Source organism: Gayadomonas joobiniege G7 (assembly GCF_000300815.1).
Lineage (GTDB): Bacteria > Pseudomonadota > Gammaproteobacteria > Enterobacterales > Alteromonadaceae > Catenovulum > Catenovulum joobiniege.
Genome location: NZ_AMRX01000006.1, coordinates 564,983 through 588,850 on the forward strand (window position 1 = coordinate 564,983; position 23,868 = coordinate 588,850).

Consider the following 23,868-nt stretch of genomic DNA (forward strand, 5'->3'; position numbering starts at 1 on the left):
TTATTTTGGGTCACTCTTATCGTTAAGTGAATGCTATGATTAAAAAAATTGTTTCATTGATTGATAAATCTTGTTCCAGTTGCAATACTTTATCGAGAATTATCTATTTAGAGAGTACAAATGCAAAAGATTTGGTTAAATGAGTATCAGTCAGGTGTTCCTGCAGAGGTTGAGCTGAATACCTTTAACAATTTACCCGAGATGCTAAAAGACGCTTGTGAAAAGTTTTCTCAACGCACGGCGTACATTTGTATGGGCCAAGCCATTTCGTATGCAGAGCTTGATAAAAAAAGTGATGATTTTGCCAGCTATTTGCAAAATACACTTAACTTACAGACAGGTGATGTTGTTGCGTTAATGATGCCAAACTGTCTGCAATACCCAATTTCTATTCTGGGTGTGCTCAAAGCAGGCTGTACCGTTGCAAATGTAAATCCCTTATATACAGCGCGTGAGTTAAAACATCAACTGGTTGATTCACAAGCTAAAGCGATAGTGATTGTTGAGAACTTTGCAAATACCTTGGAAAAGGTGGTTAACGACACCCAAATTAAGCACATTGTAGCGACTGAGCTTGGTGACCAATTAGCCTTTCCTAAACGGCTGCTGGTTAATTTTGTTGTAAAATATATTCGCAAAATGGTGCCTGATTTCAATTTGCCATCACAGGTTAAGTTTAATGAAGTTCTAAAAAAAGGTGCGCAGGCCCCTTTAACAGCGCCAGACTTAAACCATGACAATATTGCTTTTTTGCAATACACGGGTGGCACAACCGGTGCCGCTAAAGGTGTTATGCTGACACATGGCAATATTTTAGCCAATCTCGCCCAAGTTAAAGCCTGGTTAGACCCTTGCCTGGAATACGGCAAAGAAGTTGTGATCACGGCGTTGCCGCTTTATCACATCTTTGCATTACTCGCTAATTGTTTTAATTTTATCGCTTATGGGGCAACCAATGTACTCATAGTCAATCCAAGAGATATGAAAACTTTTTTGGGTGAGCTGCGCAAGCACGAATTTACCGCGTTAACTGGGGTAAATACGCTTTTTAACGGCATGATGAATCATGAAAAGTTTTCTGATGTTGACTTTTCTCATTTAAAACTCTCGTTGGGTGGTGGTATGGCTGTGCAAAAGCCCGTTGCTGAACGTTGGCAAAAACTCACCGGAACTCGCTTGTTAGAAGCGTACGGGCTCACTGAATGTTCACCCGCTGTGACAATTAATCCACTTAATTTGCAACATTATAATGGGTCTATCGGTTTACCCATTCCGTCAACCGACTGCCGTATTGTGGATGAAAATGGCGAAGTATTAGGCATTGAAGAAGCAGGTGAATTGCAAGTTAAAGGGCCTCAGGTGATGAAAGGTTATTATAACCGCCCGCAAGAAACTCAAGCTGTTTTAAAAGATGGTTGGTTTTCGACTGGCGATATCGCAGTTTGTGATGAACGAGGTTATTTTAAAATTGTTGATCGCAAAAAAGACATGATTTTAGTGTCTGGTTTTAATGTATACCCCAACGAGATTGAAGAAGTGGTGGCTATGCATGACAAGGTGCTTGAAGTGGCCGCAGTTGGGATTCCAGATGAAAAATGTGGTGAATTAGTCAAAGTATTTATTGTCGCTAAAGATGCTTCGCTGAATAAAGAAGAGATTATTAACCACTGCCGTGAAAACTTAACGGGTTATAAAGTGCCAAAAGCGGTTGAGTTTAGAGACGAGTTACCTAAAACCAACGTCGGCAAAATACTTCGCCGCGAGTTAAGAGATAGTTAAATATTGCATTGACCGGCTCCCCGGTTAATTCAGTGGGAGCCGAGTGAATAATACAACAGCCGGTGATGTCAGCGCATTCGCGCACTCTCATTCGTCTTTTAATAATTTTCTGGTACAATTTTGCCTTTTAATACTCCCTTGATTTAAGTGATTGGTGGGGCTTTAAACAAGTGCTCACAGGTAAATATTAGATGTCAGAAATTAAATTAAACGCAGCGCAAATCGAGCTCATCAAAACACTGGACCTGTCGTTAACAGTGAGCCAACTTGAAACCTTGTATCAGCAGGATGAACTGGGTAAAGAAGATTTAATAACCTTATTAAAAGTCAGCAACGCCGCTTACCGTGCTGGTTTTCCTATTATTGATGATGCCAGTTATGATGCCTACCACAAGCAGCTGCAAAATGTAGATCCCGACAATGAGTTTTTAGCAGAAGTTGAACCTGAAGTTGTGGTTGAGGGTAAAACAGTGACCTTACCCGAGCGTATGTTGTCGACCGACAAAGCTTATTCATTTGACGAGATCAAGCGCTGGATCAACCGAATTTTAAAAGCCGCTGAACAATTGAATATTGCCGACGATGAAATCCAAATCCGTGTTACACCTAAATTAGACGGATATGCGGCTTATGATGACGGCGAACGATTATATACTCGTGGTGATGGTTATCGCGGGCAGGATATCAGCCGAGCGTTTGACCGTGGCTTGCAGGTTGCCGGTGATGCAGGCCGGGGATTAGGGCCTGGCGAAATAGTGATTAGCCAAAGTTATTTTAATCAGGTGCTGAGCGAACATTTTGAAAACTCACGCAATATCCAGGCAGCCATCATCGCAGAAAAAAAAGTCGATGAAAATGTGCAAAAAGCGATAGATGATGGCGCTTGTGTTTTTTATCCCTTCCGTGCGTTAAACAATTGGACAGGATCGGTTGAACAGCTGTTAACCGATTTTGATGAAATTTTAGCCAGCTTATGGACAGCGGTTGATTATGATATCGATGGTCTAATTTTAGAAACCACCCATGAGATGATAAAAAACCACATGGGCGCAACTCGTAAGTTTCATCGCTGGCAAATAGCCTATAAAATTAATGCTGAAACGGCAGACGTAGAGGTGATAAAAGTTGTACCACAAACGTCACGCACAGGCAGGGTATCACCGGTTGCTGAGCTAGTTCCAACTAAACTAAGTGGCGCTACTTTAAGCCGAGCGACCGTGCATCATTATAATATGGTTAAAAGTAACGGCGTTGGCCCGGGCGCTATTGTGCGATTAGTTCGCAGTGGTTTGGTCATCCCCAAAATCGAAGAGGTTATCACACCGGCTAAGGCTGAATTACCTGAGTTTTGTCCAAGCTGTGAAACCCACTTAATTTGGGAAGCAGACCATTTAATGTGCCCTAATAAAACAGATTGTCCGGCGCAAACGGAAAATACGCTGATCCACTTTTTTAAAACTTTAGGGAATGTTGATGGTTTTGGCCCTAAGGTTATTGAAAAGATTTCTGCGCATGGTATAAAACATATTCATCAAATCTATCAGCTGACTAAAGAAGACTTTGTTGCATATGGGTTTGGTGATAAAACTTCACAAAACCTAATTGATCAATTAGCGGCCAGTCGCAGTATCGCAATTGAAGACTGGCGTTTTCTTGCTGCATTTGGTGTGAGCCGGTTAGGTGCAGGCAATTGCGAGCGTTTGTTAGAACATCACTCTTTAGCAGATATATTTGATGTAACAGTCGCCGACATGGTGCAAATTGATGGTTTTGCTCAGCTCAGTGCTGAAGCCATTGTAGAAGGGCTAACAAACATTAAAAATGAGTTTTTTAAAGTTTACCAGTTAGGCTTTAATCTAACCGCTACCGAAAAGTTAACAGCGGGCGGCCCGTCTGACTCGGCAATCGCCGGGAAAACCATTGTTTTTACCGGATCTATGCAACAAGGTTCACGCGCAGATATGGAAAAACAGGCTAAATTGTTAGGCGCTAAAGTGGCTAAGTCGGTCAGTGGAAAAACAGATTATTTAGTGACAGGCGACAAAGTTGGTGCCAATAAAATTAATGCTGCCAGAGACAAAGGCGTAGAGGTGATTTCTGAAGCAGAGTATTTAGATTTGATCGCTTCTTAAAAATCAGCCCCGGCTGCTTCAGAGTCAGCCTATCATCACTGATTGATAGCGCCGGGGAATTATTAATTTTATTGTTGGATTGCTTCTTTTAGCTAACTGCTAATATGTGGCGGTTTATATCGCCAAAAGGTTCACAATTTGAACTGAAATTTTTGCCTCTTTTTTAAAAGAGAACTATTATTTAAATAGTTTTTTTTACCGCACTAGTAGAAGCTGTTAAAGGACGAAATTTTTTAACCAGCAAAGTCCACTTATATATTGGTTTAACGCTTTGCGGTTCTCACCAATAATGTCATGCTCTCTAGGTAGAGATATTGTAGTTCTAGCAGGGAAGTGATATATGAACGATTATATAAAAGATACCCTTCCGCGCATATTTAGGTCGCCTCATATAGAGAATAAAAATGCGCTGAAATCGACTCTGATTCAAATGGGGTGTTACATAGGGTTAGCCATCCATGTATTGTTTTTATATTTTTTCTGGTTTGAAGGTGTTCAATTATTATTTTTCATTAACCACTTTAGTGTTGCCATGTGGGTTTGGGCCTGTTGGCAAAACTATCGGGGTTATCATGATCAAGCCATTCTTATTGGCTGCACTGAGATTTTAGTGCATGCATTTACGGCTGTGTCTGTGCTTGGGTACGGTTCTGGTTTTCAATTTTATTTATGGCCAGTTGCGTGTTTAATTACACTATCGCCACTGTTAAAACAACTGGTTGCTGGTTGTATTGCCCTTAGTTTTATAGTTATCTTTGCAGTTTTACATTTTTATTATTACGAGATTATACCACCAGATAACTTAGTCAGTTATTTACCCTGGATGTATACCCTTAATGCGATTATTGCGGCAGTACCTCTGTTACTTGGTGTTATGTTGGTTCGTTCTATCACCGAAAAACAACGAAATAAATTAACCAATATGGCCATTAAAGATGAATTAACGGATTTATATAACCGTAGATATTTGAATACTTTTTTTGAAAGCCAGGCTAAATTAGCAAAACGTCAGCCGTCTGGTAGTTTTTGTTTTGCATTGGCGGATATAGATTTTTTTAAAAAAATAAATGATACCTATGGTCATGATGAAGGGGATCGTGTTCTTAAAGATGTCGCTTTCGTATTTAAAAAGTCGACCCGTGAATCAGATTTAGTTTGCCGCTGGGGTGGGGAAGAATTTGTGATTATACTCATGGGTACCCATTTAAAAGATGCAACCCGCATCATAGTCGATATTAAAAATGCAATATTTGACCAGGTGCATATCAGCCAGGATGAAGAAAAAAAAGTAACCGCCAGTTTTGGTGTGGTTAAATGGGACGGTCAAGAATCATTACACGAATTGAATAAAAGGGCAGATGAATTGCTTTATGCAGCAAAAGCAGCTGGCCGAAACCGGGTCTTAAATGAAAACTTTCGTCAGACCTTGAGTCAGCAGCTAACTACTTCTGCTATTGAACCGCACTAATTATTGTGCGTTGACTGATTGTCCATTGTATTGGTGACTGGCAGGTGATAATAAATAGACGTACAAAGGGGCAACCTCTGCGGGTTGTTGCAATTGGCTGGCATCTTCTGCTGGATAAGCATTTCGGCGCATTTCGGTCGCTGTGGCTCCTGGGTTGATGCAATTAAAACGTATTTTTGTATTGTCGTATTCATCTGCTAATACCTGCATCATGCCTTCGGTTGCAAATTTAGAGATTGCATAAGGCCCCCAAAAAGCCCGGCCCTTACGGCCAACCGATGATGAACTGAATACGACAGACGCCGAAGCGGATTTTTTTAATACCGGAAGTAGGGCTTTCATTAACACAAATGGCGCAGTGACATTTACTTTAAACACATTTTCTATCATGTCGGTTGGGAATTGCTCAAATGGCATTACACTGCCAAGTTGGCCCGCACAATGGGCAATGCCATCTAAGCAGCCAAACGTTTGCTCTATTGTTAGCGCAAAATCCCGATAGTTTTGCTCAGTTGCACCTGCTAGATCCATAGGGACAATGGCGGGTTCTTTAACATTTTGTTTAAGCGCCATAATCTCGTCATAGGTTTGTTCTAACTTAGCGGTTGTTTTGCCTAGTAAAATCACTTCTGCGCCATAGTGAGCACAAGCGATCGCGGTCGCTTTGCCAATACCTGCACCCGCACCTGTTACTAAAATGGTTTTATTGTTAAGACATGCGTCTTGATTAAAATAGTCTATTTTCATCATGTTCTTCATTCAGGAAAGGTTTTTGCTTCAACTTCGTTTTTGTATTGGTTGGCAACTTCTAAAATACGGTCACTCATTTGGGCATATTGTTTAGAGAATGGTGGCCAATAATCACCAATACCTAATGCATCATTAATTACCAGAACCTGGCCGTCGGTTTGTGCGCCAGCGCCTATGCCAATCGTTGGGATATTGAGTTCGGCGGTTATTTTAGCACCTAACTCGGCTGGGATATGTTCAACCACTAACATGCCCGCGCCAGCGTTTTGCAGCTTGATTGAATCTAATAAAATTTGTTCTGCTTCTTGTGCGTCACGGCCAACCTTTTTAAAACTGGTCGCTTTTTGTGGTGTTAACCCTGTGTGAGCGACCACCTCAATTCCAGCTGCACAAATGTGTTCAATCGCATCAAAATACGGGCCTTCTAATTTTACGCTGTCGGCACCCGCAGCGATAAGTTTTTTCGCATTTTCAACGGCTTGTGTTGGGCTCTCGTATGACAAGTGTGGTAAATCACCAATAATATGGGTATTGGGCGCACCGCGGCGTACTGCCGCAACATGATAGAGCATATGCTCCATAGTGACATCTCGGGTGCTGGCAAAACCCATCTCGACCATACCGACAGAATCACCGACTAAAATCACTGGGATACCTGCTTGTTCTAAACTGCGTGCCACTGGACAATTGTAGGCCGTTAGCATAGCGATGCGTTGCTTGCCCTTTAATGAGGCTAATGCTTGTAGACTTAATTTCATCTTCAATCAGGCGCGCCAACCGCTTTAGGCTGTGGCAGTCCGCCCCTCCATAATTTGTTATAACAGCTTGATTTTTCGACCCCAAAGCATACTACAAATATGGACTTTTAGAGAACTCAGATCGTAAAAAAATCAACTGCGACTAGTTATAATGATTTTTTTCCTGTTATGATGGACTTAAACAACAAATAAGGAAGCAAAATATGGCGATTGAACGTACTCTTTCAATAATTAAACCCAATGCAGTTGTTGATAACAATATCGGTCAGATTATAGCTAGATTAGAAACAGCTGGTTTACAGGTTGCTGGCATGAAGATGCTGCAACTTGACCGCATGCAAGCAGAAGGTTTTTATGCTGAACATAAAGGAAAGTCGTTTTTTGAAATTCTAATGACTTTTTTAACGTCAGCGCCTGTTGTTGTTATGGTGTTGCAAGGTGAAAATGCAATTGAAAAATACCGTGATATCATGGGCGCAACCGATCCGGCTGAAGCTGAACCAGGCACATTAAGAGCTGATTTTGGCGGTGAAATAGTCACCTACAATGCGGTGCATGGTTCTGATAGCGAAGACAGTGCAGCCCGGGAAATAGCTTATTTTTTTGCAGATAGTGAAGTTTTTAACTATTAATCGATAAAAACTTTGTTCTTGAGCAGTGTATAATTGCATTCATTCTATATTGCCGTAAAATTGCCAGCCAGTTATTAACACAGGTGACCTGAATGAATGCTCAACAAGCTAAAATAAACTTACTCAATTTAACCCGTGAAGGCATGCGTGAGTTATTTGCCTCAATGGGAGAAAAGTCTTTTCGTGCCGATCAAGCAATGAAGTGGATTTACCACTACGGGATGGATAACTTCTCAGAGATGAGTAATTTTAGTAAAGCCTTACGGGCACAATTAGCTGAAACCTGTGTGATTGAAGGCCCTAAAATTAATGTGCGTCAGCAGAGTTCAGATGGCACAATAAAATACGCAATGATTTTAGATGGCGGTCAAGAGGTGGAAACCGTTTGGATCCCAGATGGAGATAGAGCCACTTTATGTGTTTCTAGCCAAGTGGGGTGTGCGCTGGAATGTACTTTCTGTTCAACTGCTCAGCAGGGATTTAACCGCAATCTGACGGTCGCTGAAATTATTGGCCAAGTCTGGCAGGTCGCCAGAGATATAGGTCCGGTTAAAGTGACCAATAAACGTCCAATTACAAATATTGTTATGATGGGTATGGGTGAGCCTCTATTAAATATGGCTAACTTAGTGCCTGCGTTAGAACTTATGATGGATGATCTGGCATTTGGGTTATCTAAACGTCGAGTGACAGTTTCAACCTCTGGTGTTGTACCTGCGTTAGATAAATTAAAAGAAAAAGTGGATGTTGCGTTAGCGATTTCACTGCATGCGCCAAATGATGAACTGCGTGATGAAATTGTACCTATTAACAAAAAATATAATATTGAGACCTTTTTAGCAGCATCTCGTCGTTATATTGATGGCTCTAAAGCAAATGAAAAAGTGACCGTTGAATATGTCATGTTAGACCATATCAACGATAGTACTGATCAAGCGCACGAGTTGGCAAAAGCACTCAAAGATACACCGTCAAAAATTAACCTGATTCCATTTAATCCATTTCCGGGTAGCCCATACGGGCGCTCCAGTAATTCACGTATCGATCGTTTTGCTAAAGTGTTGGCTGAATATGGTTATACCACTGTGGTTCGACGAACGCGTGGTGACGACATAGATGCCGCTTGTGGTCAACTTGTTGGTGACGTGGTTGACCGTACAAAACGTATGCTTAAAAAACAACAAAAAGGTCAATCTTTGAATGTTAAAATGGTCTAAAGCATCAAGCTTGTTAACTGCTTTTATTTTTGCTAGCCAGTTGGCAGGCTGCGTGAGTCAGACGACCTATGTTAATTCAGAAAAACCTTTTTACAATACTCAACATAGCCCAGAAGAAGCGGCCAGTAACCGAATTTCTCTAGGGCTCAAATATTTAGAAAAAGGCAACTCAGCTCGGGCTAAACTAAATATAGATAAGGCCATAGAGTTAGCGCCTGATATGGCGCAGGCCCATTATACCCTGGCTTATTATTATCAGGTGGTTAAAGAGTATGAAAAAGCGGATCAAACGTATCAAAAAGTAATTCGGATGGCCCCAAATAACGCAGATGCGCTGAACAATTATGGGGTGTTTTTATGTCAGCAAGGCCAAATTGAAAAAGCACAACAAATGTTGCAAGCGGCTCTTGAAGTTGAGTCTTATGTCAGAGTCGCACAGACGTATGAAAACTTAGGCATTTGTTTATTTGACCACGATCGGGAACAATTTGCAGAAAAGACCATCCAATACTTGCAACGCGCACTGGCGCACGATGCCAGGCGGTTAAAATCAATCGAAGTTTTACAACAAATTTTTGCAGAGCAAAAAAACTGGGCTCAAGCGCTTTATTATTCCCAGCGTGCACTGGATATTAAAGGCATAGACGCAGATAGTCTATGGAACGCCTACAAACTCGCCATTCTTGCCGACCAACAAAAACAAGCGCAAGAATACGCACGCGTATTGTTAACCCGGTTTGCAAGCTCTGCGCAAGCAGAGAAATTAAGGCAGACTTTATAATGAATACCGATACCCAGCAGGAACCGGAAGAGACGTCGCCAACCTCTCAGATAGGCACGGCGCTTCGGCAAGCGCGCCAGACATTAGGGTTGTCTGAGCTGGATGTTGCAAACAGCCTGAACCTAAAAGCTGAAACTGTCAGTCAGTTAGAAACTGAGCAATTTGATAAAATTGTATCGCCTACCTACGTGAAAGGGTATCTTCGCAGTTATGCTAAGCTTGTCGATTTGAACCCAGAGCACATAGTTGAGCAATATAAAAAGAGTCAGCCGCAAGCCACCCAATCTAAAAACCGCTTACATGGTTTGACTAGTAAAAATGTTGTAGAATCTGCGGATGCTAAATTTGGCTGGGTAGGGACTATTCTCGTTATTATAATTATAGCCTTAATCGCTTTTTGGTGGTGGCAAGGTCAGCCGACAACGGTTTCGCAAAGCGGTTGGCAGCCTGAATCCTCAGTCGAATTACAACAGAACTCTTAGGTTAAAACTTGATGTTTACAGAAAATCCAATCAAACGAAAAAAAACAAAAAAGATATGGGTCGGTGATGTTGCAATTGGTGGCGATGCACCGATTGCCGTGCAGTCGATGACCAATACACTGACCACAGATGTTGCGGCGACTGTTGCTCAAATTAAACGCATACAGGATGCCGGCGGCGATTTGGTGCGTGTTTCTGTACCAACCATGGAAGCGGCAGAAGCTTTTAAGTTAATTAAACAGCAAACTGAGATCCCGTTAGTTGCTGATATTCATTTTGACTATCGAATAGCATTAAAGGTGGCGGAATACGGGGTGGATTGTTTGCGCATCAACCCTGGGAATATTGGTCGTGAAGACAGGATCAGAGCGGTTGTTGATTGTGCTCGTGATAAAAATATTCCGATCCGAATTGGGGTTAACGGCGGCTCATTAGAAAAAGACTTGCAAGAAAAATACGGTGAGCCAACGGCGCAAGCTCTGCTTGAGTCGGCGATGCGTCATGTTGATATTTTAGATCGGCTTAACTTTGATCAATTTAAAGTCAGTGTAAAAGCATCGGATGTTTTTTTAGCCGTGGATGCATATCGTTTATTATCTTCGCAAATAAACAATCCATTACACCTAGGCATTACCGAAGCCGGCGGTGCTCGTACCGGTGCGGTTAAATCTGCGATTGGTCTGGGCATTTTATTAAACGAGGGCATAGGGGATACTTTACGTATTTCACTGGCTGCTGATCCAGTTGAAGAAATCAAAGTAGGTTTTGACATTTTAAAATCATTACGCATTCGCTCACGTGGTATTAATTTTATTGCTTGCCCAAGTTGTTCACGGCAAGAGTTTGATGTGATTAAAACCGTAAATGAACTTGAGCAGAGATTAGAAGATGTCACTACACCTATGTCGGTATCTATTATAGGTTGTGTTGTAAATGGCCCAGGTGAAGCTTTAGCGTCGGATATAGGTTTAGCCGGTGCACAGAATAAAAGTGGCTTTTATATTGAAGGTGAGCGTCAAAAAGAGCGCATTGATAATGATAAGCTGGTTGAAACATTGGAGCGTCAAATTCGTGCCCAAGCCAATAAAATGGATAAAAATCTTAGGATTAAGGTCACTAATGCGAGCTAATTTGGTAATTTAGTGTTACTGGCCTATAATCTCGCGTCGAATTAAATAAATAAACAATTACAGCAGAATTTTTACAGGATTTCAGAGTGTCAAAAAATATTCAGGCAATCCGTGGTATGAACGATTGTCTGCCACAACAAACGCCACTATGGCAAAAAATTGAAGCCGTATTAAGAGATGTCGCTAGTAGCTATGGTTATAGTGAGATCCGTATGCCGATCGTTGAAATGACAGAGTTGTTTAAACGCTCGATAGGCGAAGTGACAGATATTGTCGAAAAAGAAATGTACACTTTTGATGATCGTAACGGTGACAGTTTAACCTTACGTCCAGAAGGCACCGCAAGTTGTGTCCGAGCCGGAAATCAACATGGTTTGTTATACAATCAGACACAACGTCTTTGGTATATGGGGCCTATGTTCCGTCATGAACGCCCACAAAAAGGTCGTTATCGTCAATTTCATCAATTTGGGGTAGAGACCTTTGGCATGCATGGCCCTGATATTGATGCTGAAGTGATTGCAATGACCGCCAGATTTTGGCAAAAAGCTGGTATCAGCGATAAGGTTCGATTAGAGATTAACTCGCTTGGTTCTAATGAAGAAAGAGCGGCATATCGTGAAGCTTTGGTGGCTTTTTTAAGCAAACATGAAAGTGCGTTGGATGATGATTGCAAACGCCGCATGTTGTCTAACCCGCTGCGGGTTTTAGACAGTAAAAATCCTCAGGTACAAGCGATTCTAACGGACGCACCTAAACTATCTGATTATTTTGGTGAGCAATCAAACGCACATTTTAATGGTTTGTGTGAACGTTTAGACGCACTCGGCATCCAATATCAAGTGAATAGTCGTTTAGTAAGGGGTTTAGATTATTACAATCATACTGTTTTTGAATGGATCACCGACAGTTTAGGTGCTCAAGGCACTGTCTGTGCAGGTGGCCGATATGATGGTCTGGTTGAGCAGCTAGGTGGAAAACCTACACCAGCGGTAGGATTTGCAATGGGCCTAGAGCGATTAGTTTTATTATTAGAGACGTTAGGCTTAGATAAAGACGCACGGCGCATAGTTGATGTGTATGTTGTGATGTTAGGGCAACAAGCTGAAGTAAAAGGCCCTGCATTAATTGAAAAATTGCGTGACCAATTACCTGATGTAAGAGTGCAATTAAATTGTGGCGGCGGCAATTTTAAAAAACAATTTAAAAAAGCTGATAAAAGTGGCGCTCAGATTGCGTTAGTTTTAGGTGATGATGAAATCACTGCAAACCAAGTGACCATTAAAGCACTACGTGAGCAAGCCGAACAAAAAACAATAGCGCTGGACAAACTGGCGGAAGAACTAAACACAGTGCTGTAAGGGGACAGTGATGGAAATTTATTCTACAGAAGAACAACAAGTTGAAGCGATTAAGAGCTTTTGGGCTAAATATGGCAAAGCTGTGATCGGCGGTGTTATTTTGGGCCTGGGGGGGATTTATGGTTATAAAGTTTGGCAGCAAAATAAATTAGAAGCACAAGAAGCTTTGTCGGTGCAATACAATGGGTTAATAGAAAGCCAGAATATTGATCAAGCAGCGGCCAATGATTTTGTGAACCAAAACAGTGATTCTGGTTACGCTGAATTAGCCGCGCTAAATTTGGCAAAGTCTTATGTGGCTGAAAATCAATTAGCGAAAGCGAGTGAGCAATTAAGTTGGGTCGTAAAACAAAGTTCAGATCCGGCGCTGCAAGATTTAGCTCGCATTCGTTTAAGTCGAGTGCAAATTGCTCAGCAAGATTTTCAAGCGGCTATTGCGACCTTAGATGCGGTTGTTAATGAAGGATTTAAAACCCAAGCAGCTGAACTTAAAGGTGATGCTTATTATTTTCAGGAAGATTTAGATCGAGCACTTATGGCTTATCAAGCGGCAGCTGATGCTGGCGGTTTAGATAACAGCCCGACGCTGAAACTTAAATTAGATAACCTCAACAAAAATAATGGTGTGGTTGCGCTGTAATGAAATTAAACTTAACCCGTTCGCTGACTGCTATCAGTTTAGCCGTTTTAATTAATGCCTGCTCTTCAAACGATATTGATCCGGATTTATTGCCAGCAGAGCGACCCGAAATCGAAAATAAGGTGGCTACTGAGGTCAACTGGCAAGCAGAAGTTGGTGATGGCGTAGCGAGTTATTATACCCGACTTAAACCGGCTGCTGGTTATCAGATGATCTTTGCAGCCGATCGCGAAGGGTTAATCAAAGCATTTGAAGAAAAAACGGGTAAGCTGGTCTGGCAACAAGATATCCGTGAAGGTGAAACTGACATATGGCATTGGTTAGGTTTTAAAAGTTTACCGCCAGCGCGAGTGGGCGGTTTAGTCGCCTCGTATCAAAAACTCTATGTCGGCACTGAAAATGGTGATTTGGTGGCCTTAAATGTCGAAACCGGAGAACCGGTTTGGCGCAGTCGTGTTGCTGGTGAAATTTTATCAGCCCCGGTTGTTGAATCGGGTAAAGTGATTAGTGCTTTATCATCTGGCCAAGTGGTTGCGCTTGATGCTGAAGATGGCGAAGAAGTTTGGCAATCATCGGCCGATGTGCCTGCGCTAACCTTGCGAGGAGCTTCATCACCGGCTTTTGTGCAAGGTGGTGTGTTTGTAGGGACTGGCAGTGGTAAGGTAGTGACACTTAACTCTGAAAATGGCCAAATGGCGTGGGATGTGCAAGTTGCTAAACCTCAAGGTGCAACGGACTTAGCGCGGATAGCCGATGTTGATGCGTCTCCGATAGTGAATGGTTACAACCTGTATGCATTTTCTGCGGGTGGTGCGCTAACCATGTTAGACTTACGTAATGCGCGTGAGGTCTGGAAACGTGAATACCGTGGTTATCAAAATATGAGTTTGGCTGGCAATCAGTTATTGTTTAGCGATGAGCGCAGTATTATTTATGCACTGGATAGCCGCACCGGTGTTGAGTTGTGGTCAAATAACCAATTGCGTAATCGACACGTAACTGCCGGTGCCATTTGGCAAGACTATTATGCGGTGGGTGACTTTGAAGGCTACTTATATTTATTTGATATCGCCACTGGTCAGCTTTTGTACAGCAATAAAATCAGTGATGAAGCTTTATTAGCACAGCCAATTGTGGTTGATGAGCAACTAGTGATTCAAACCCGTGATGGTGAGGTGTTAGTGTTAGTGCAAGCAACTCAAGGTCGTACGGCAACGGAATCAGCAGAAAACACAGAGCAATGATGGCTGGTGAGGTCTCGTCATTAACCATTATTGGTTATGTTGAATCGCCATACAAAGAAAAATTTGCCGTGCCGCGTCAGCCAAATTTGGCGACAGAAGCGCGCGGCAAAATATGCCTGACCCAGGATTTTTCCCGCCCCGAATTATTTACTGGTTTGGAAAAGTTTAGCCATATCTGGTTAATTTTTGCCTTTCATCTGGCTAAACAAAATAACCGCAGTATGGTTCGCCCACCTAGATTAGGCGGTAACCAAAAAGTGGGTATATTTGCGTCAAGAAGTCCTTTTAGGGTAAACAACTTAGGTCTATCCTGTGTCGAGTTTAAAGGATTTGAAAACAAAACCAATGGGTTAAATTTGTTGGTGGCAGGATTAGATTTAGTTGATGGCACACCAATTTACGACATTAAACCTTATTTACCATACGCCGATGTAATCACCACTGCGACTTCAGGATTTGCCGAATCAGCACCAACGGCCGAATTGAGTGTTGAGTTTGAAGCTGGTTTAAATAATCAGTTGAAGGCCTGCGAACAAGTGTATCCGGGTTTTAAAACTTTATTAATCCAAGTATTAGGTCAAGATCCCAGGCCTGCGTTTCATTCTGATCCCGAGCGTATTTATGGAGTGGCACTGGTTAACTGGAATGTGCGTTTTAGTGTGAATAAACACAGTTTGATGGTGTGTGATATTCAACCATTAACAGGCTCTAACGATACCCTTTAAGCGGTGACTCAAAGCTCACCTGGCGCAATAAAAAACGAACGGCTGATAAATAAACTCGCTAATGCAATAATAAAAAACAATAAACGAACCGTCGAGCTGGTATCTGTTAACCATGCTTGCTGGTTGTAATTTAGTTGCTGGTTATTAATTTGCACTGTTAAATAACCATTTAGATCGCCGTCTTCGTTTTGCAGTGGTTTGACTATCTGAGTGATTTGGGTGTTTGTTTCTTCAACTGAACCACTGGCCAGTAATAAACCTTTAGGATCGGCCAATTCAATCGAATGAATTAAATCTGCTTTCAACATTTTTTCTATTAGTGCGTTCAGGCTGTCGGCCTGTAATACTTCTTGGTTAAATTGCTGTGCCAATACATCGGCAAATTGATGCGCGGTTTGGTAGCTGTTAACGGCAAAATCAGCGCGGCTTTTGTTTTCGTATTGAAACCATAATAATAAGGCTAAAAAAATCAACAAAGAGCCAAGTGCAGCTTGAGTTAATTTGCGCACTATCCAGCGCTTTTTATCAAATAAAAAGGTACCAATAAACTTCATCGTTTAGCCCAGAGTGATTTAGCGTACGCTAAGTTTATACAAAAGTGCATGAATTTTCAGTACAATAAACGCATTATTCCCATAATGAGAAAATTTAAGTGTCAAAAAATCTTCATTTTTTAGCTGCGCCTTTAGCCGAAGTGGGCAGTGATGAACAAGTGTTAAGCGTTCAGCTTGATGATGGCAACTTGTTTATTCAAACAGCCACGAATACGGTCGATAGTGATTTTGAATTAGTTTGTTTAGCCAATCAGATGAGTGAGCAAACATTTAAACAAGTACACCAGTTTTTTGCTAAACAAGCGGCAACTGGTTATGCCCAATACCTGCCAGGAAGCACTGAGATAGTGATCCGCTGGCCATTACAAGCTGAATTGGCCGATGCTGAATTGCGCCAATTAAAAGACTGGGCGGCGGATAAACAAATTGATATCTGGCAATTAACGCCCGATCGCCCGAGTTTGGCTAAACCTGGTTTATTAGTGATGGATATGGATTCAACTACGATAAAAATTGAATGTATTGATGAAATTGCCAAATTAGCCGGGGTCGGTGAGCAAGTTGCTGAAGTCACAGAGTTAGCTATGCAAGGTAAACTCGATTTTGCCGAAAGTTTACGTGGCCGAGTTGGCACTTTGAAAAATGCACCTGTGGATATTATTGAGCAGGTAGCGAGTGATCTTCCTCTTATGCACGGTTTAGAGAATTTGATAAAACATTTAAAACAAGCAGGCTGGAAAATTGCGATTGCCTCTGGCGGTTTTACTTATTTTGCGGACCGATTAAAAGATCAATTGGGTTTAGATGCGGCTGTTGCGAATCAATTAGAAATCGATGGCGATAGATTAACTGGGCAGGTACTGGGAGACATTGTTGATGCGCAAGTAAAAGCAGATACTTTGCAGAAGTTAGCTGTTGAATATGGTATTGAGCCAGGACAAACGGTTGCTATGGGAGATGGGGCGAATGATCTTGTGATGATGTCAGCCGCTCAGTTAGGGGTTGCGTTTGAAGCTAAACCTTTAGTGCAAGAGCGAGCTGATTTAGCGATTAATTATCATGGTTTAGACGCCTTACTTGCGATTTTAAAAAGCGCCTAAGGTAACAAGTTGACAGCGACAGAGCCTGTTCGCCTAGCATAAAGCTAGGCGATTGACAGTGACATTTTGACTGCTAAGTTTAACGTTCAAATGGATTTATCAGTTTGGGGATGATTGATCTGATAAACATTGGTGGAGTTTTTAATATGGTGGCTTGAAATAAACCACAGACCGCCATTAAATGTTGTTCAAAGCTACGCGCAGCAGTTAACGAATCCCGCGCCAAATCCTGCATTTCATTTTTAAAATAATTTAAATCGACTTCGTCGGTTGCGCCAATATGATATTTAAGAATAGCGAATTGTTTTGCATTAGCAACCTGCTGATGCAACCAGTCAGATAGCGCGGCAAGATCGGAAAATTGACTATCGTGGTGGACAGTCACCGATTCGTCACGGCTAAAACTCAAATAAATATAACCGTTTTGATAGCGGCTATCTGTTAAACCTGCTTTTAAATATTGATTAAAAAAATCTTTATCTTGCAACTTTTCCAATAGTTGTTGCTGTTTTGGTGACAGTGGCTGTAACAGGTTTGATTTTCCTGTCATCCAGCTGAGCGCTTGATAACTTTTATTGCGCTTTCGCCGAATCAAATAACTTAAACTATCGCTATTATTTAATAATAAACTGGTTAAAAATGATGGTTCAACTTGCGTTAAGTGAGGGGTATATTTTTCGGCGACTAAATGGTCAAACAAAATACGGCCCGAATGTAAAGCTTCGTCGGCATAAACAGCTTTTAAGTTGTAAATTGTCTCAGCATCATTTTTATCAACAACTTGATAGGTAAAACCAAGTTCTTCAACACTGCGCAAACCCAAACCGGGTAAGCGGATATTAACGTAAGAATCAACGGCTAATTTAAGTGGCGTTTTGCTATAAATTTTTAATCCATTTTTAGAAAAATCTAAGCTTTGTGTTTGGTAACACAGGGCCTCGGTCGTCACTATTACGGCGGTATTAAATGCATACCTTGGCTCTTTCCGGGTATCCGGTTTAAACTCCGAAGCAACTGAAGCTAGGGATGGGGTCGCTGTATAATTCAGTGTGATAGCGTCGAGTTGCTCAGTAGAAAGCGGGGCGCTGGACAGCGCAACCGGGCGCTCTAATTGCTCTAGCCTATGTGTTACGTCAGTGAGCAAAACGAGTGGGTCGCGCAGTTGAACCCGGAAGATCCGCGGGCCAATTTGCTTTGATTTGCATTGCAATTGCTGTTTAATGTCAGCCGTAAGTTCGGCATAGGGCAGGGCAAAAGCGTTTTGATCATTGGCAAAAAATACCGCTAAATATTGCTCACCGTTCAGCTCGGTGCGCAGCATTTTTAAGCGTTTAAAACATAAAAGAGCGGCTAAACAAGATTCATCTTTGTTATTTTTGAATGCTTGATACAGGTGCTGATTCACTGAGTTAATAAGTATATCTGTTAGTTGATCACCTTCGTCAGCCGACCAGTCGACGAGAATTGGTAACTGTTCGCTATTCAGGGCGTACCAGTACTCACCACTTTGAATACTTAAAGCCGCTAACTTATCATCTACGTTTAGAATATAATTTTGCTGTTTTTCTTTTATAAAACGGCGGATCGCTCGACTATAATCGGGCGCGGGGTGTTTATTATTAATTGCTAAAAATAGATAAATACTGTTTTCAATCACTTGGACCCTATTTATATCGAATAATACCCAGCCTAATGATTTTTGCTCTGGCTCTGTATTGAATTGACTAAAATAGACACCAACGGCTTGCAGCCCAGTGATTTCTTTAAGGTGAACTTTAGCGATTTTTAATTGACAACCATGCTCTGAAATATCACAAGTTTTACCGAGAAATTGAATGCCTGGACGACCTGATATTTCAACATGGCTGACATAGCGCAGGCGTTTTTCGGCTCGTTTAATCTGCTCACGATAGTGAATTAAAGAAGACTGCGCAGTGCTGGTTGAGCGTGTGTTAGATGGTTCTTTTTTTTGCACGCGCTGCATAACAGCCAGATAAACACCTAGGGTATAACGCCCAAAATATTTAATTTTTTGTTTAAAAACCTGTTCAGTTTCAGCCGTTAAAAAGTGACCTATGCCTTGATGTTCAATAAAAACCGTAGGCGCGTTACTGACCGCGCGCAAATCAATTTTTCGATAGCTGGGTTCACGGCGACGTTTAATTTCCATTTTAATAACAAATTTTTCTGCGTCGCTCAGATGGGCTGTGCGACGGATAAAATAATCGTTATACTCTTTGTCTTGTAACTGACAAATTAAATCGTCTAATAAATCCTGATGCTGGTTAAGGATGGGATCTAACTGTATCTCCATCATAGTTTTTTTAATCCCAAAAATTAATTTTTTTTAAACTAGCAATATTTCAAATCTTTGACCAGTACTTTTTTTCGACAGGATCTGAGATTAAATACGAGATAGACGCACGATAGGACAAATATAGTGGCAAAAAGCAAATCAACCTGGGTCTGCTCTGAATGTGGGGCGGATTATTCACGCTGGATGGGACAATGCAAAGCCTGCCAAGCTTGGAATACCATTAGTGAATTTAGAGTGGCTAAAGCAAGTCATCAAAAAGATAACTTTAGTGGTTATGCAGGCCAGGTACAAGCTAAAATCGAAACATTAAACAGCATAGAACTGCAAGAAGTACCACGAATTTCTACCGGCTTGGCTGAGTTTGACCGTGTTTTAGGTAAAGGTATAGTGGCCGGGTCGGCTGTGCTGATTGGTGGCTCACCGGGGGCAGGTAAAAGTACTTTATTATTGCAAACCATGTGTTATCTAGCCGAGCAGTATGAGGTTTTATATGTAACGGGTGAAGAATCTTTACAGCAGGTCGCAATGCGGGCTGACAGATTAGGATTAGCAAAAGATAAACTCAAATTGTTGTCTGAAACCAATGTTGAAAATATTTGTCAATTGGCCAGTCAGTCGAAACCAAAAATTATGGTGATAGATTCGATTCAGGTGATGCATATGGCAGATATCCAGTCGGCTCCGGGCAGTGTCTCTCAGGTTCGAGAGTCGGCCGCTTATTTAACCCGCTATGCAAAACAACAGGGCGTTGCTATTTTTATGGTCGGCCATGTGACTAAAGATGGCTCATTAGCTGGACCTAAAGTGTTAGAACATTGTATTGATTGCTCAATTTTATTAGATGGCAGTAGTGATAGCCGATACCGTACCCTTCGCAGTCATAAAAACCGCTTTGGTGCGGTGAATGAGTTGGGTGTGTTTGCGATGACGGAAAAAGGCATGAAAGAGGTGAAAAACCCTTCAGCCATCTTTTTATCACGTGCCGACGAAGCTGCATCAGGCACTTTAGTTATGGTTATTTGGGAAGGTTCCAGACCCCTAATGGTTGAAGTTCAAGCACTTGCTGACGATTCACAGCTGGCAAATCCACGTCGTGTGACTGTGGGGCTTGAGCATAATCGTTTGGCGTTATTATTGGCTGTATTGCACCGTCACGGTGGCATCGCGGTGGGCGATCAGGATGTGTTTGTCAATGTTGTTGGGGGGGTTAAAGTCACTGAAACGGCAGCAGATTTAGCCGTTTTATTAGCGCTAGTTTCTAGTTTTCGCAATCAGATATTGCCGCAAGATTTAGTCGTTTTTGGCGAAGTGGGGTTATCTGGCGAAATAAGGCCAGTGCAAAATGGTATAGAAAGGTTAAAAGAAGCAGCTAAACATGGTTTTAAAAAAGCAATAGTGGCACGCCAAAATGCCCCTAAAACACCGCCGGCAGGCATGCAGGTGATTGCCGTTGGGCGGTTAAACGAAGCGTTGGAAGCCATTTAATGTTGGCTTAAAAACTTAATCGCATGGCGGGCTTGATCAATATACCCACCAGCAAACATGTTGGCATGATTTAAAATATGATAAAGGTTATAAATGTGCTGTCTGTCAGCTGCATCTTTCGGTAATGGCCAAGCGGCTTGATAAGCTTGATAAAAATCGTCTGGGAATCGAGCAAATAATTGGCTCATAGCAATATCAATTTCACGATCGCCATAATAGCTGGCTGGGTCATAAATGACCGGGGTATCGGCACAAGCACTGATATTGCCAGACCATAAATCACCATGAAGCAAGCAGGCTTCAGGTTTGTGAGGTTTTAACAGACCATGAACTAAGGCGACTATATCGTCAATGTCGCCAAAAAGGATGCCTTTTTCAGCTAATAATTCTAACTGTGCACCGATTCTTTGCTCACTAAAAAAGTTTGACCAATTTGACGACCATTGATTTTTTTGCCCTGTGTGGCCAATAAAATTGTCGTCGTCAAAACCATATTTGGCTTGCACATCGGCTTTATGTAACTTAGCTAACTGGGTGCCAGCCAAACGCCAGGCTGTCTGTTTTGGCTGTGTTAACTCAAGCGCTTCTAAAACCAAAAAACTAAAGGTTTTGCTGCGACTACAGGCGATGATATCCGGGACTTTGATGGTTTTAGTACGGGCTATTTTTTTTAGTGCGTGTGCTTCGGCTAAAAAAGCATCATAAAATGCAGCCTGATTGACTTTAATAAAATAAGCTTGTCTATTTTGATCTGTGGCTAAATAGCTTTGGTTTATATCACCACCACTGACGGGCGTGGTTTTTATAAAGCTAACCGGCTGCGCCAATTGCTGGGCGACTTCTTCTGCGATAATTTGCCACATGCGTATCAACCTTAATTAAGATAAACTTTGCACTTGATTGAGCAAGGCTTGCAAGCCATTTGTTCGAGATTCACTGATATGGTTTTGCAATGAATATTCGCTTAAACAGGCGTTTAAATCAAAATTCTTTTGCTCTAAGGTGCTCAATTTATTGAGTCTGTTAAGAATAATATAGAGTAATCCGCTGACAATGCGAGCTTCACTGGTCGCATAATATTGATTATTTTGTTTTACGAGCCAGACTTGGCTCTCGCAGCCGGCGACTATATTAACCGGATCTAACCATTCTGGTGAAAATTGATCTTTGTTAAGACGACCTAACAACATTAAAAAACGATATTTATTTTGCCAGCTTTTAGCAGTTTTTATCTGATTGAGCAGGTTTTGTCCTTGTATGTCTTGTTCATTCATATAAAAGATTCCAACGTTTTTATCGCCTCTATCAGTTGTTCGATATCTTTTTGTTCGCTATAAGCAGCCACTGAAGCACGAATGATCCCCTGAGGATTAAGTTGTTTCACTGCTGGCATTGCACAAAGATAACCATAACGAAGCGAGATCCCCATTTGACTTAATAATTCGCCTGCATCAGAACTATGCATCCCTCTGACAGAAAAACTTAAAGCACCACAAAAAGGGCCTTGTCCATAAACTTGAATATAATCTAATTGATTTAATTCATTTAACAGGGTTTTGATTAATCTGGTTTCGTGCTGAAAATGGTGTTCAGACAGTTGGTTTTGACGAAATTTAACCGCAGCCCCAAAGGCGTATACAGCAGCCGTATTGGGCGTGCCAGCTTCAAATAAAAAAGGTGCTGGGCTAAAAACACTATGATGATTGTCCACTTCACGAACCATTTCACCGCCATACAAAAGAGGGGTTAAGTTTTTTAATAGTTTGTGGCTGACATACAACACACCTAACCCTGTGCCAGCATACATTTTATGGCCAGAAAAATAATATGCATCTACTGCAAGTGCGGTTAAATCGGGCGTTAAATGGTTAATTGCCTGAGCGCCGTCAATTAGCAAAAACGCATCACTTGTTTGGCTGACGAGTTGCTGAGCAAGCTCAATATCTTGTTTTAAGCCAGTTGAGTTTGCTACATGAGGCAGACAAACCACTTTGGTATTTTTATTTAATAAGGTTTTTAATTGACTGACGGCAATACGGTAATCATTTTGCAGCGGCAATATGTGCAGCTTAAAATGATATTGTTTGGCCAGTTGTTGCCAGCAGACAAAACTCGCGTGATGATCAGCGAGCGAAATAATCACTTCATCCTGAGGGGTTAACTGAGCCGCTAATGAGTAGGCCAATAAGTTTGACGCTTCGGTGGCACTTTTACACCAGATGATCTGTCTTTTGTCTGCCACGTTTAACCAAGCTGCTGTTTGCGCTCGTATCAGTTCAAATTGATTGGTGTTTTTAATCGCTTGTGGGTGACTGGAACGATGAACTGTGGCATGCATTCGCTGATAATATTGATTAATTTGCGCTAATGCTGGCTCACAGATATGAGTCGTTGCGGCATTGTCTAGATAGCAGCTAGTTGGATTTTGTTTAAAAAACGGAAATGCGCGTTTGTTTGTATTATCCATAGAGACGGTACCTTCATGCGGTTTATTGGCACGCTTAAACCGCGTCAACTAGCGTTTTATCCTGCCCTAAAAATGCAAAATGATACGCATATTCTTTGACCTTGCAAGTTGAACCATGATTTTTAGTTGACTTGTTTAAATTTTAAACGTAAATTTTAAACAAGTGTTTGAAACATGTGTTTACTTTGCGATGAAAAAATTAACCACAGCAGACAAAATTTTACTGGCGGCAGAAGAGCTTTTTGCTGAACAAGGGTTTAATCATACCTCATTGCGGGAGATCACACAGCGAGCTGGGGTTAACCTAGCTTCAGTCAATTATCATTTTGGTTCCAAAAAATCTTTAATCCAGGCTGTATTAAAAAGTTATCTAGATGTTTTAGTGCCAGAACTTGTATCTGGTTTAGCTAAGCTTAGAGATTCTTCATTAAATTGCGAAACCCTATTAGAAACCTTGGTTGAGCCGCTCCTAAAACTGAGTCAGGTTAATCCGGTTAAAGCGCGCAATTTTATGGTTTTGGTTGGACGGGGTTATAGTGAAAGCCAAGGGCATTTACGGCGATATATCGCAGAGCATCATCACCAAGTTTTAAATCAAGTTTGGCAAAAAATGGCGACTGCGTTGCCGCATGTTAATCAGCAAACGCTATTTCTACGTCTCCATTTTACCTTGGGTGCGCTCGTATTTGTGATCACAGCCAATCAGGCATTAGAAGAAATCTCCGCTGCGGACTTTAAACAAACGGAACATTTGCAGGACATTTTGGCAAAGTTTGTGCGGTACGCAGCTGCGGGTTTGCAATCAGATAATACAACTTCCTTGTTAAATTGGTCGGGAGACTGAAA

At 41.6% G+C, this 23,868-nt stretch carries 22 protein-coding genes; 15 read left to right on the forward strand and 7 right to left on the reverse strand.

Annotation, left to right across the window (positions count from 1 at the left end; genetic code table 11):
* The first annotated feature begins 120 nt into the window (after positions 1 to 120).
* The 3 genes from C727_RS0109800 (at position 121) to C727_RS19050 (ending at position 5,379) form a co-directional block, all read left to right on the forward strand.
* On the forward strand, positions 121 to 1,779 hold the full coding sequence (locus C727_RS0109800) for a long-chain-fatty-acid--CoA ligase (RefSeq protein WP_017445460.1): 1,659 nt from the start codon (positions 121 to 123) through the stop codon (positions 1,777 to 1,779).
* Between the two features lie 191 nt (positions 1,780 to 1,970).
* The gene (locus C727_RS0109805; protein ID WP_017445461.1) at positions 1,971 to 3,911 is read left to right on the forward strand and encodes a BRCT domain-containing protein; all 1,941 of its coding nucleotides are present in this window, start codon (positions 1,971 to 1,973) and stop codon (positions 3,909 to 3,911) included.
* A 340-nt stretch (positions 3,912 to 4,251) separates the two neighbouring features.
* A complete protein-coding gene (locus C727_RS19050; protein WP_017445462.1) occupies positions 4,252 to 5,379 on the forward strand; it encodes a GGDEF domain-containing protein in 1,128 nt (375 codons plus the stop codon).
* On the opposite strand, the gene C727_RS0109815 is transcribed toward C727_RS19050, so the two are convergent.
* Together C727_RS0109815 and panB are read right to left on the reverse strand one after the other, a co-directional pair.
* A complete protein-coding gene (locus C727_RS0109815; RefSeq protein ID WP_017445463.1) occupies positions 5,380 to 6,126 on the reverse strand; it encodes a YciK family oxidoreductase in 747 nt (248 codons plus the stop codon).
* A gap of 8 nt (positions 6,127 to 6,134) precedes the next feature.
* The gene (panB, locus tag C727_RS0109820) at positions 6,135 to 6,887 is read right to left on the reverse strand and encodes a 3-methyl-2-oxobutanoate hydroxymethyltransferase (protein WP_017445464.1); all 753 of its coding nucleotides are present in this window, start codon (positions 6,885 to 6,887) and stop codon (positions 6,135 to 6,137) included.
* Between the two features lie 203 nt (positions 6,888 to 7,090).
* Between panB and ndk the strand changes: the two genes are divergently transcribed.
* From ndk to tsaA, 9 genes are all read left to right on the forward strand, one after another.
* A complete protein-coding gene (ndk, locus tag C727_RS0109825) occupies positions 7,091 to 7,519 on the forward strand; it encodes a nucleoside-diphosphate kinase (RefSeq protein ID WP_017445465.1) in 429 nt (142 codons plus the stop codon).
* A 92-nt stretch (positions 7,520 to 7,611) separates the two neighbouring features.
* Complete coding sequence (rlmN, locus tag C727_RS0109830) at positions 7,612 to 8,736, forward strand: dual-specificity RNA methyltransferase RlmN (RefSeq protein ID WP_017445466.1); 1,125 nt, start codon at positions 7,612 to 7,614, stop codon at positions 8,734 to 8,736.
* Complete coding sequence (gene pilW / locus C727_RS0109835; RefSeq protein WP_017445467.1) at positions 8,720 to 9,517, forward strand: type IV pilus biogenesis/stability protein PilW; 798 nt, start codon at positions 8,720 to 8,722, stop codon at positions 9,515 to 9,517. Before rlmN ends, pilW begins: the two co-directional genes overlap by 17 nt.
* Complete coding sequence (locus C727_RS0109840; protein ID WP_017445468.1) at positions 9,517 to 9,999, forward strand: helix-turn-helix domain-containing protein; 483 nt, start codon at positions 9,517 to 9,519, stop codon at positions 9,997 to 9,999. The genes pilW and C727_RS0109840 overlap by 1 nt, the downstream gene beginning before the upstream one ends.
* An 11-nt stretch (positions 10,000 to 10,010) precedes the next feature.
* Positions 10,011 to 11,129, forward strand: a complete 1,119-nt coding sequence (ispG, locus tag C727_RS0109845) for a flavodoxin-dependent (E)-4-hydroxy-3-methylbut-2-enyl-diphosphate synthase (protein WP_017445469.1) — start codon at positions 10,011 to 10,013, stop codon at positions 11,127 to 11,129.
* 86 nt (positions 11,130 to 11,215) lie between these two features.
* Positions 11,216 to 12,490: a histidine--tRNA ligase gene (gene hisS, locus C727_RS0109850; protein ID WP_017445470.1), complete on the forward strand. Its 1,275-nt coding sequence runs from the start codon at positions 11,216 to 11,218 to the stop codon at positions 12,488 to 12,490.
* A gap of 10 nt (positions 12,491 to 12,500) precedes the next feature.
* On the forward strand, positions 12,501 to 13,130 hold the full coding sequence (locus tag C727_RS0109855) for a YfgM family protein (RefSeq protein ID WP_017445471.1): 630 nt from the start codon (positions 12,501 to 12,503) through the stop codon (positions 13,128 to 13,130).
* Complete coding sequence (gene bamB / locus C727_RS0109860; RefSeq protein WP_017445472.1) at positions 13,130 to 14,374, forward strand: outer membrane protein assembly factor BamB; 1,245 nt, start codon at positions 13,130 to 13,132, stop codon at positions 14,372 to 14,374. The genes C727_RS0109855 and bamB overlap by 1 nt, the downstream gene beginning before the upstream one ends.
* The gene (gene tsaA, locus C727_RS0109865) at positions 14,371 to 15,099 is read left to right on the forward strand and encodes a tRNA (N6-threonylcarbamoyladenosine(37)-N6)-methyltransferase TrmO (protein WP_017445473.1); all 729 of its coding nucleotides are present in this window, start codon (positions 14,371 to 14,373) and stop codon (positions 15,097 to 15,099) included. Before bamB ends, tsaA begins: the two co-directional genes overlap by 4 nt.
* Before the next feature lie 8 nt (positions 15,100 to 15,107).
* Here the strand turns inward: tsaA and C727_RS0109870 are convergent, their stop codons facing one another.
* Positions 15,108 to 15,653 carry a hypothetical protein gene (locus C727_RS0109870; RefSeq protein WP_017445474.1) on the reverse strand — a complete coding sequence of 182 codons (546 nt, stop codon included), beginning with the start codon at positions 15,651 to 15,653 and terminating at the stop codon, positions 15,108 to 15,110.
* Positions 15,654 to 15,751: 98 nt separating this feature from the next.
* Here C727_RS0109870 and serB point away from each other — a divergent pair, with 98 nt between their 5' ends.
* Entirely contained in the window at positions 15,752 to 16,753 is a 1,002-nt protein-coding gene (serB, locus tag C727_RS0109875; RefSeq protein ID WP_017445475.1) for a phosphoserine phosphatase SerB, read from the forward strand.
* A 79-nt stretch (positions 16,754 to 16,832) separates the two neighbouring features.
* Here serB and C727_RS0109880 read toward each other — a convergent pair whose 3' ends face one another.
* Positions 16,833 to 19,070: a PilZ domain-containing protein gene (locus tag C727_RS0109880; RefSeq protein WP_017445476.1), complete on the reverse strand. Its 2,238-nt coding sequence runs from the start codon at positions 19,068 to 19,070 to the stop codon at positions 16,833 to 16,835.
* 123 nt (positions 19,071 to 19,193) lie between these two features.
* On the opposite strand from C727_RS0109880, the gene radA reads away from it, so the two are divergent.
* Positions 19,194 to 20,555 carry a DNA repair protein RadA gene (gene radA / locus C727_RS0109885; RefSeq protein WP_017445477.1) on the forward strand — a complete coding sequence of 454 codons (1,362 nt, stop codon included), beginning with the start codon at positions 19,194 to 19,196 and terminating at the stop codon, positions 20,553 to 20,555.
* Here the strand turns inward: radA and C727_RS0109890 are convergent.
* The 3 genes from C727_RS0109890 to C727_RS18350 are packed head-to-tail and all read right to left on the reverse strand — an operon-like array spanning position 20,552 to position 23,070.
* Positions 20,552 to 21,418, reverse strand: a complete 867-nt coding sequence (locus C727_RS0109890) for a fructosamine kinase family protein (protein ID WP_017445478.1) — start codon at positions 21,416 to 21,418, stop codon at positions 20,552 to 20,554. The genes radA and C727_RS0109890 overlap by 4 nt on opposite strands.
* 15 nt (positions 21,419 to 21,433) lie before the next feature.
* A complete protein-coding gene (locus C727_RS18345; RefSeq protein ID WP_017445479.1) occupies positions 21,434 to 21,829 on the reverse strand; it encodes a SufE family protein in 396 nt (131 codons plus the stop codon).
* Positions 21,826 to 23,070, reverse strand: a complete 1,245-nt coding sequence (locus C727_RS18350) for an aminotransferase class V-fold PLP-dependent enzyme (RefSeq protein WP_155949208.1) — start codon at positions 23,068 to 23,070, stop codon at positions 21,826 to 21,828. The genes C727_RS18345 and C727_RS18350 overlap by 4 nt, the downstream gene beginning before the upstream one ends.
* A gap of 142 nt (positions 23,071 to 23,212) precedes the next feature.
* Here C727_RS18350 and C727_RS0109905 point away from each other — a divergent pair, with 142 nt between their 5' ends.
* Positions 23,213 to 23,866, forward strand: a complete 654-nt coding sequence (locus C727_RS0109905; protein ID WP_017445481.1) for a TetR/AcrR family transcriptional regulator — start codon at positions 23,213 to 23,215, stop codon at positions 23,864 to 23,866.
* Positions 23,867 to 23,868: the final 2 nt, after the last annotated feature.

What these genes read in the sequence shown, in the direction of transcription:
- C727_RS0109800 (WP_017445460.1), top strand. Translation starts at nt 121, where the DNA reads ATGCAAAAGATTTGGTTAAATGAGTATCAGTCAGGTGTTCCTGCAGAG.
- C727_RS0109805 (WP_017445461.1), top strand. Translation starts at nt 1,971, where the DNA reads ATGTCAGAAATTAAATTAAACGCAGCGCAAATCGAGCTCATCAAAACA.
- C727_RS19050 (WP_017445462.1), top strand. Translation starts at nt 4,252, where the DNA reads ATGAACGATTATATAAAAGATACCCTTCCGCGCATATTTAGGTCGCCT.
- C727_RS0109815 (WP_017445463.1), bottom strand. Translation starts at nt 6,126, where the DNA reads ATGAAAATAGACTATTTTAATCAAGACGCATGTCTTAACAATAAAACC.
- panB (WP_017445464.1), bottom strand. Translation starts at nt 6,887, where the DNA reads ATGAAATTAAGTCTACAAGCATTAGCCTCATTAAAGGGCAAGCAACGC.
- ndk (WP_017445465.1), top strand. Translation starts at nt 7,091, where the DNA reads ATGGCGATTGAACGTACTCTTTCAATAATTAAACCCAATGCAGTTGTT.
- rlmN (WP_017445466.1), top strand. Translation starts at nt 7,612, where the DNA reads ATGAATGCTCAACAAGCTAAAATAAACTTACTCAATTTAACCCGTGAA.
- pilW (WP_017445467.1), top strand. Translation starts at nt 8,720, where the DNA reads ATGTTAAAATGGTCTAAAGCATCAAGCTTGTTAACTGCTTTTATTTTT.
- C727_RS0109840 (WP_017445468.1), top strand. Translation starts at nt 9,517, where the DNA reads ATGAATACCGATACCCAGCAGGAACCGGAAGAGACGTCGCCAACCTCT.
- ispG (WP_017445469.1), top strand. Translation starts at nt 10,011, where the DNA reads ATGTTTACAGAAAATCCAATCAAACGAAAAAAAACAAAAAAGATATGG.
- C727_RS0109855 (WP_017445471.1), top strand. Translation starts at nt 12,501, where the DNA reads ATGGAAATTTATTCTACAGAAGAACAACAAGTTGAAGCGATTAAGAGC.
- bamB (WP_017445472.1), top strand. Translation starts at nt 13,130, where the DNA reads ATGAAATTAAACTTAACCCGTTCGCTGACTGCTATCAGTTTAGCCGTT.
- tsaA (WP_017445473.1), top strand. Translation starts at nt 14,371, where the DNA reads ATGATGGCTGGTGAGGTCTCGTCATTAACCATTATTGGTTATGTTGAA.
- C727_RS0109870 (WP_017445474.1), bottom strand. Translation starts at nt 15,653, where the DNA reads ATGAAGTTTATTGGTACCTTTTTATTTGATAAAAAGCGCTGGATAGTG.
- C727_RS0109880 (WP_017445476.1), bottom strand. Translation starts at nt 19,070, where the DNA reads ATGATGGAGATACAGTTAGATCCCATCCTTAACCAGCATCAGGATTTA.
- C727_RS0109890 (WP_017445478.1), bottom strand. Translation starts at nt 21,418, where the DNA reads ATGTGGCAAATTATCGCAGAAGAAGTCGCCCAGCAATTGGCGCAGCCG.
- C727_RS18345 (WP_017445479.1), bottom strand. Translation starts at nt 21,829, where the DNA reads ATGAATGAACAAGACATACAAGGACAAAACCTGCTCAATCAGATAAAA.
- C727_RS0109905 (WP_017445481.1), top strand. Translation starts at nt 23,213, where the DNA reads ATGAAAAAATTAACCACAGCAGACAAAATTTTACTGGCGGCAGAAGAG.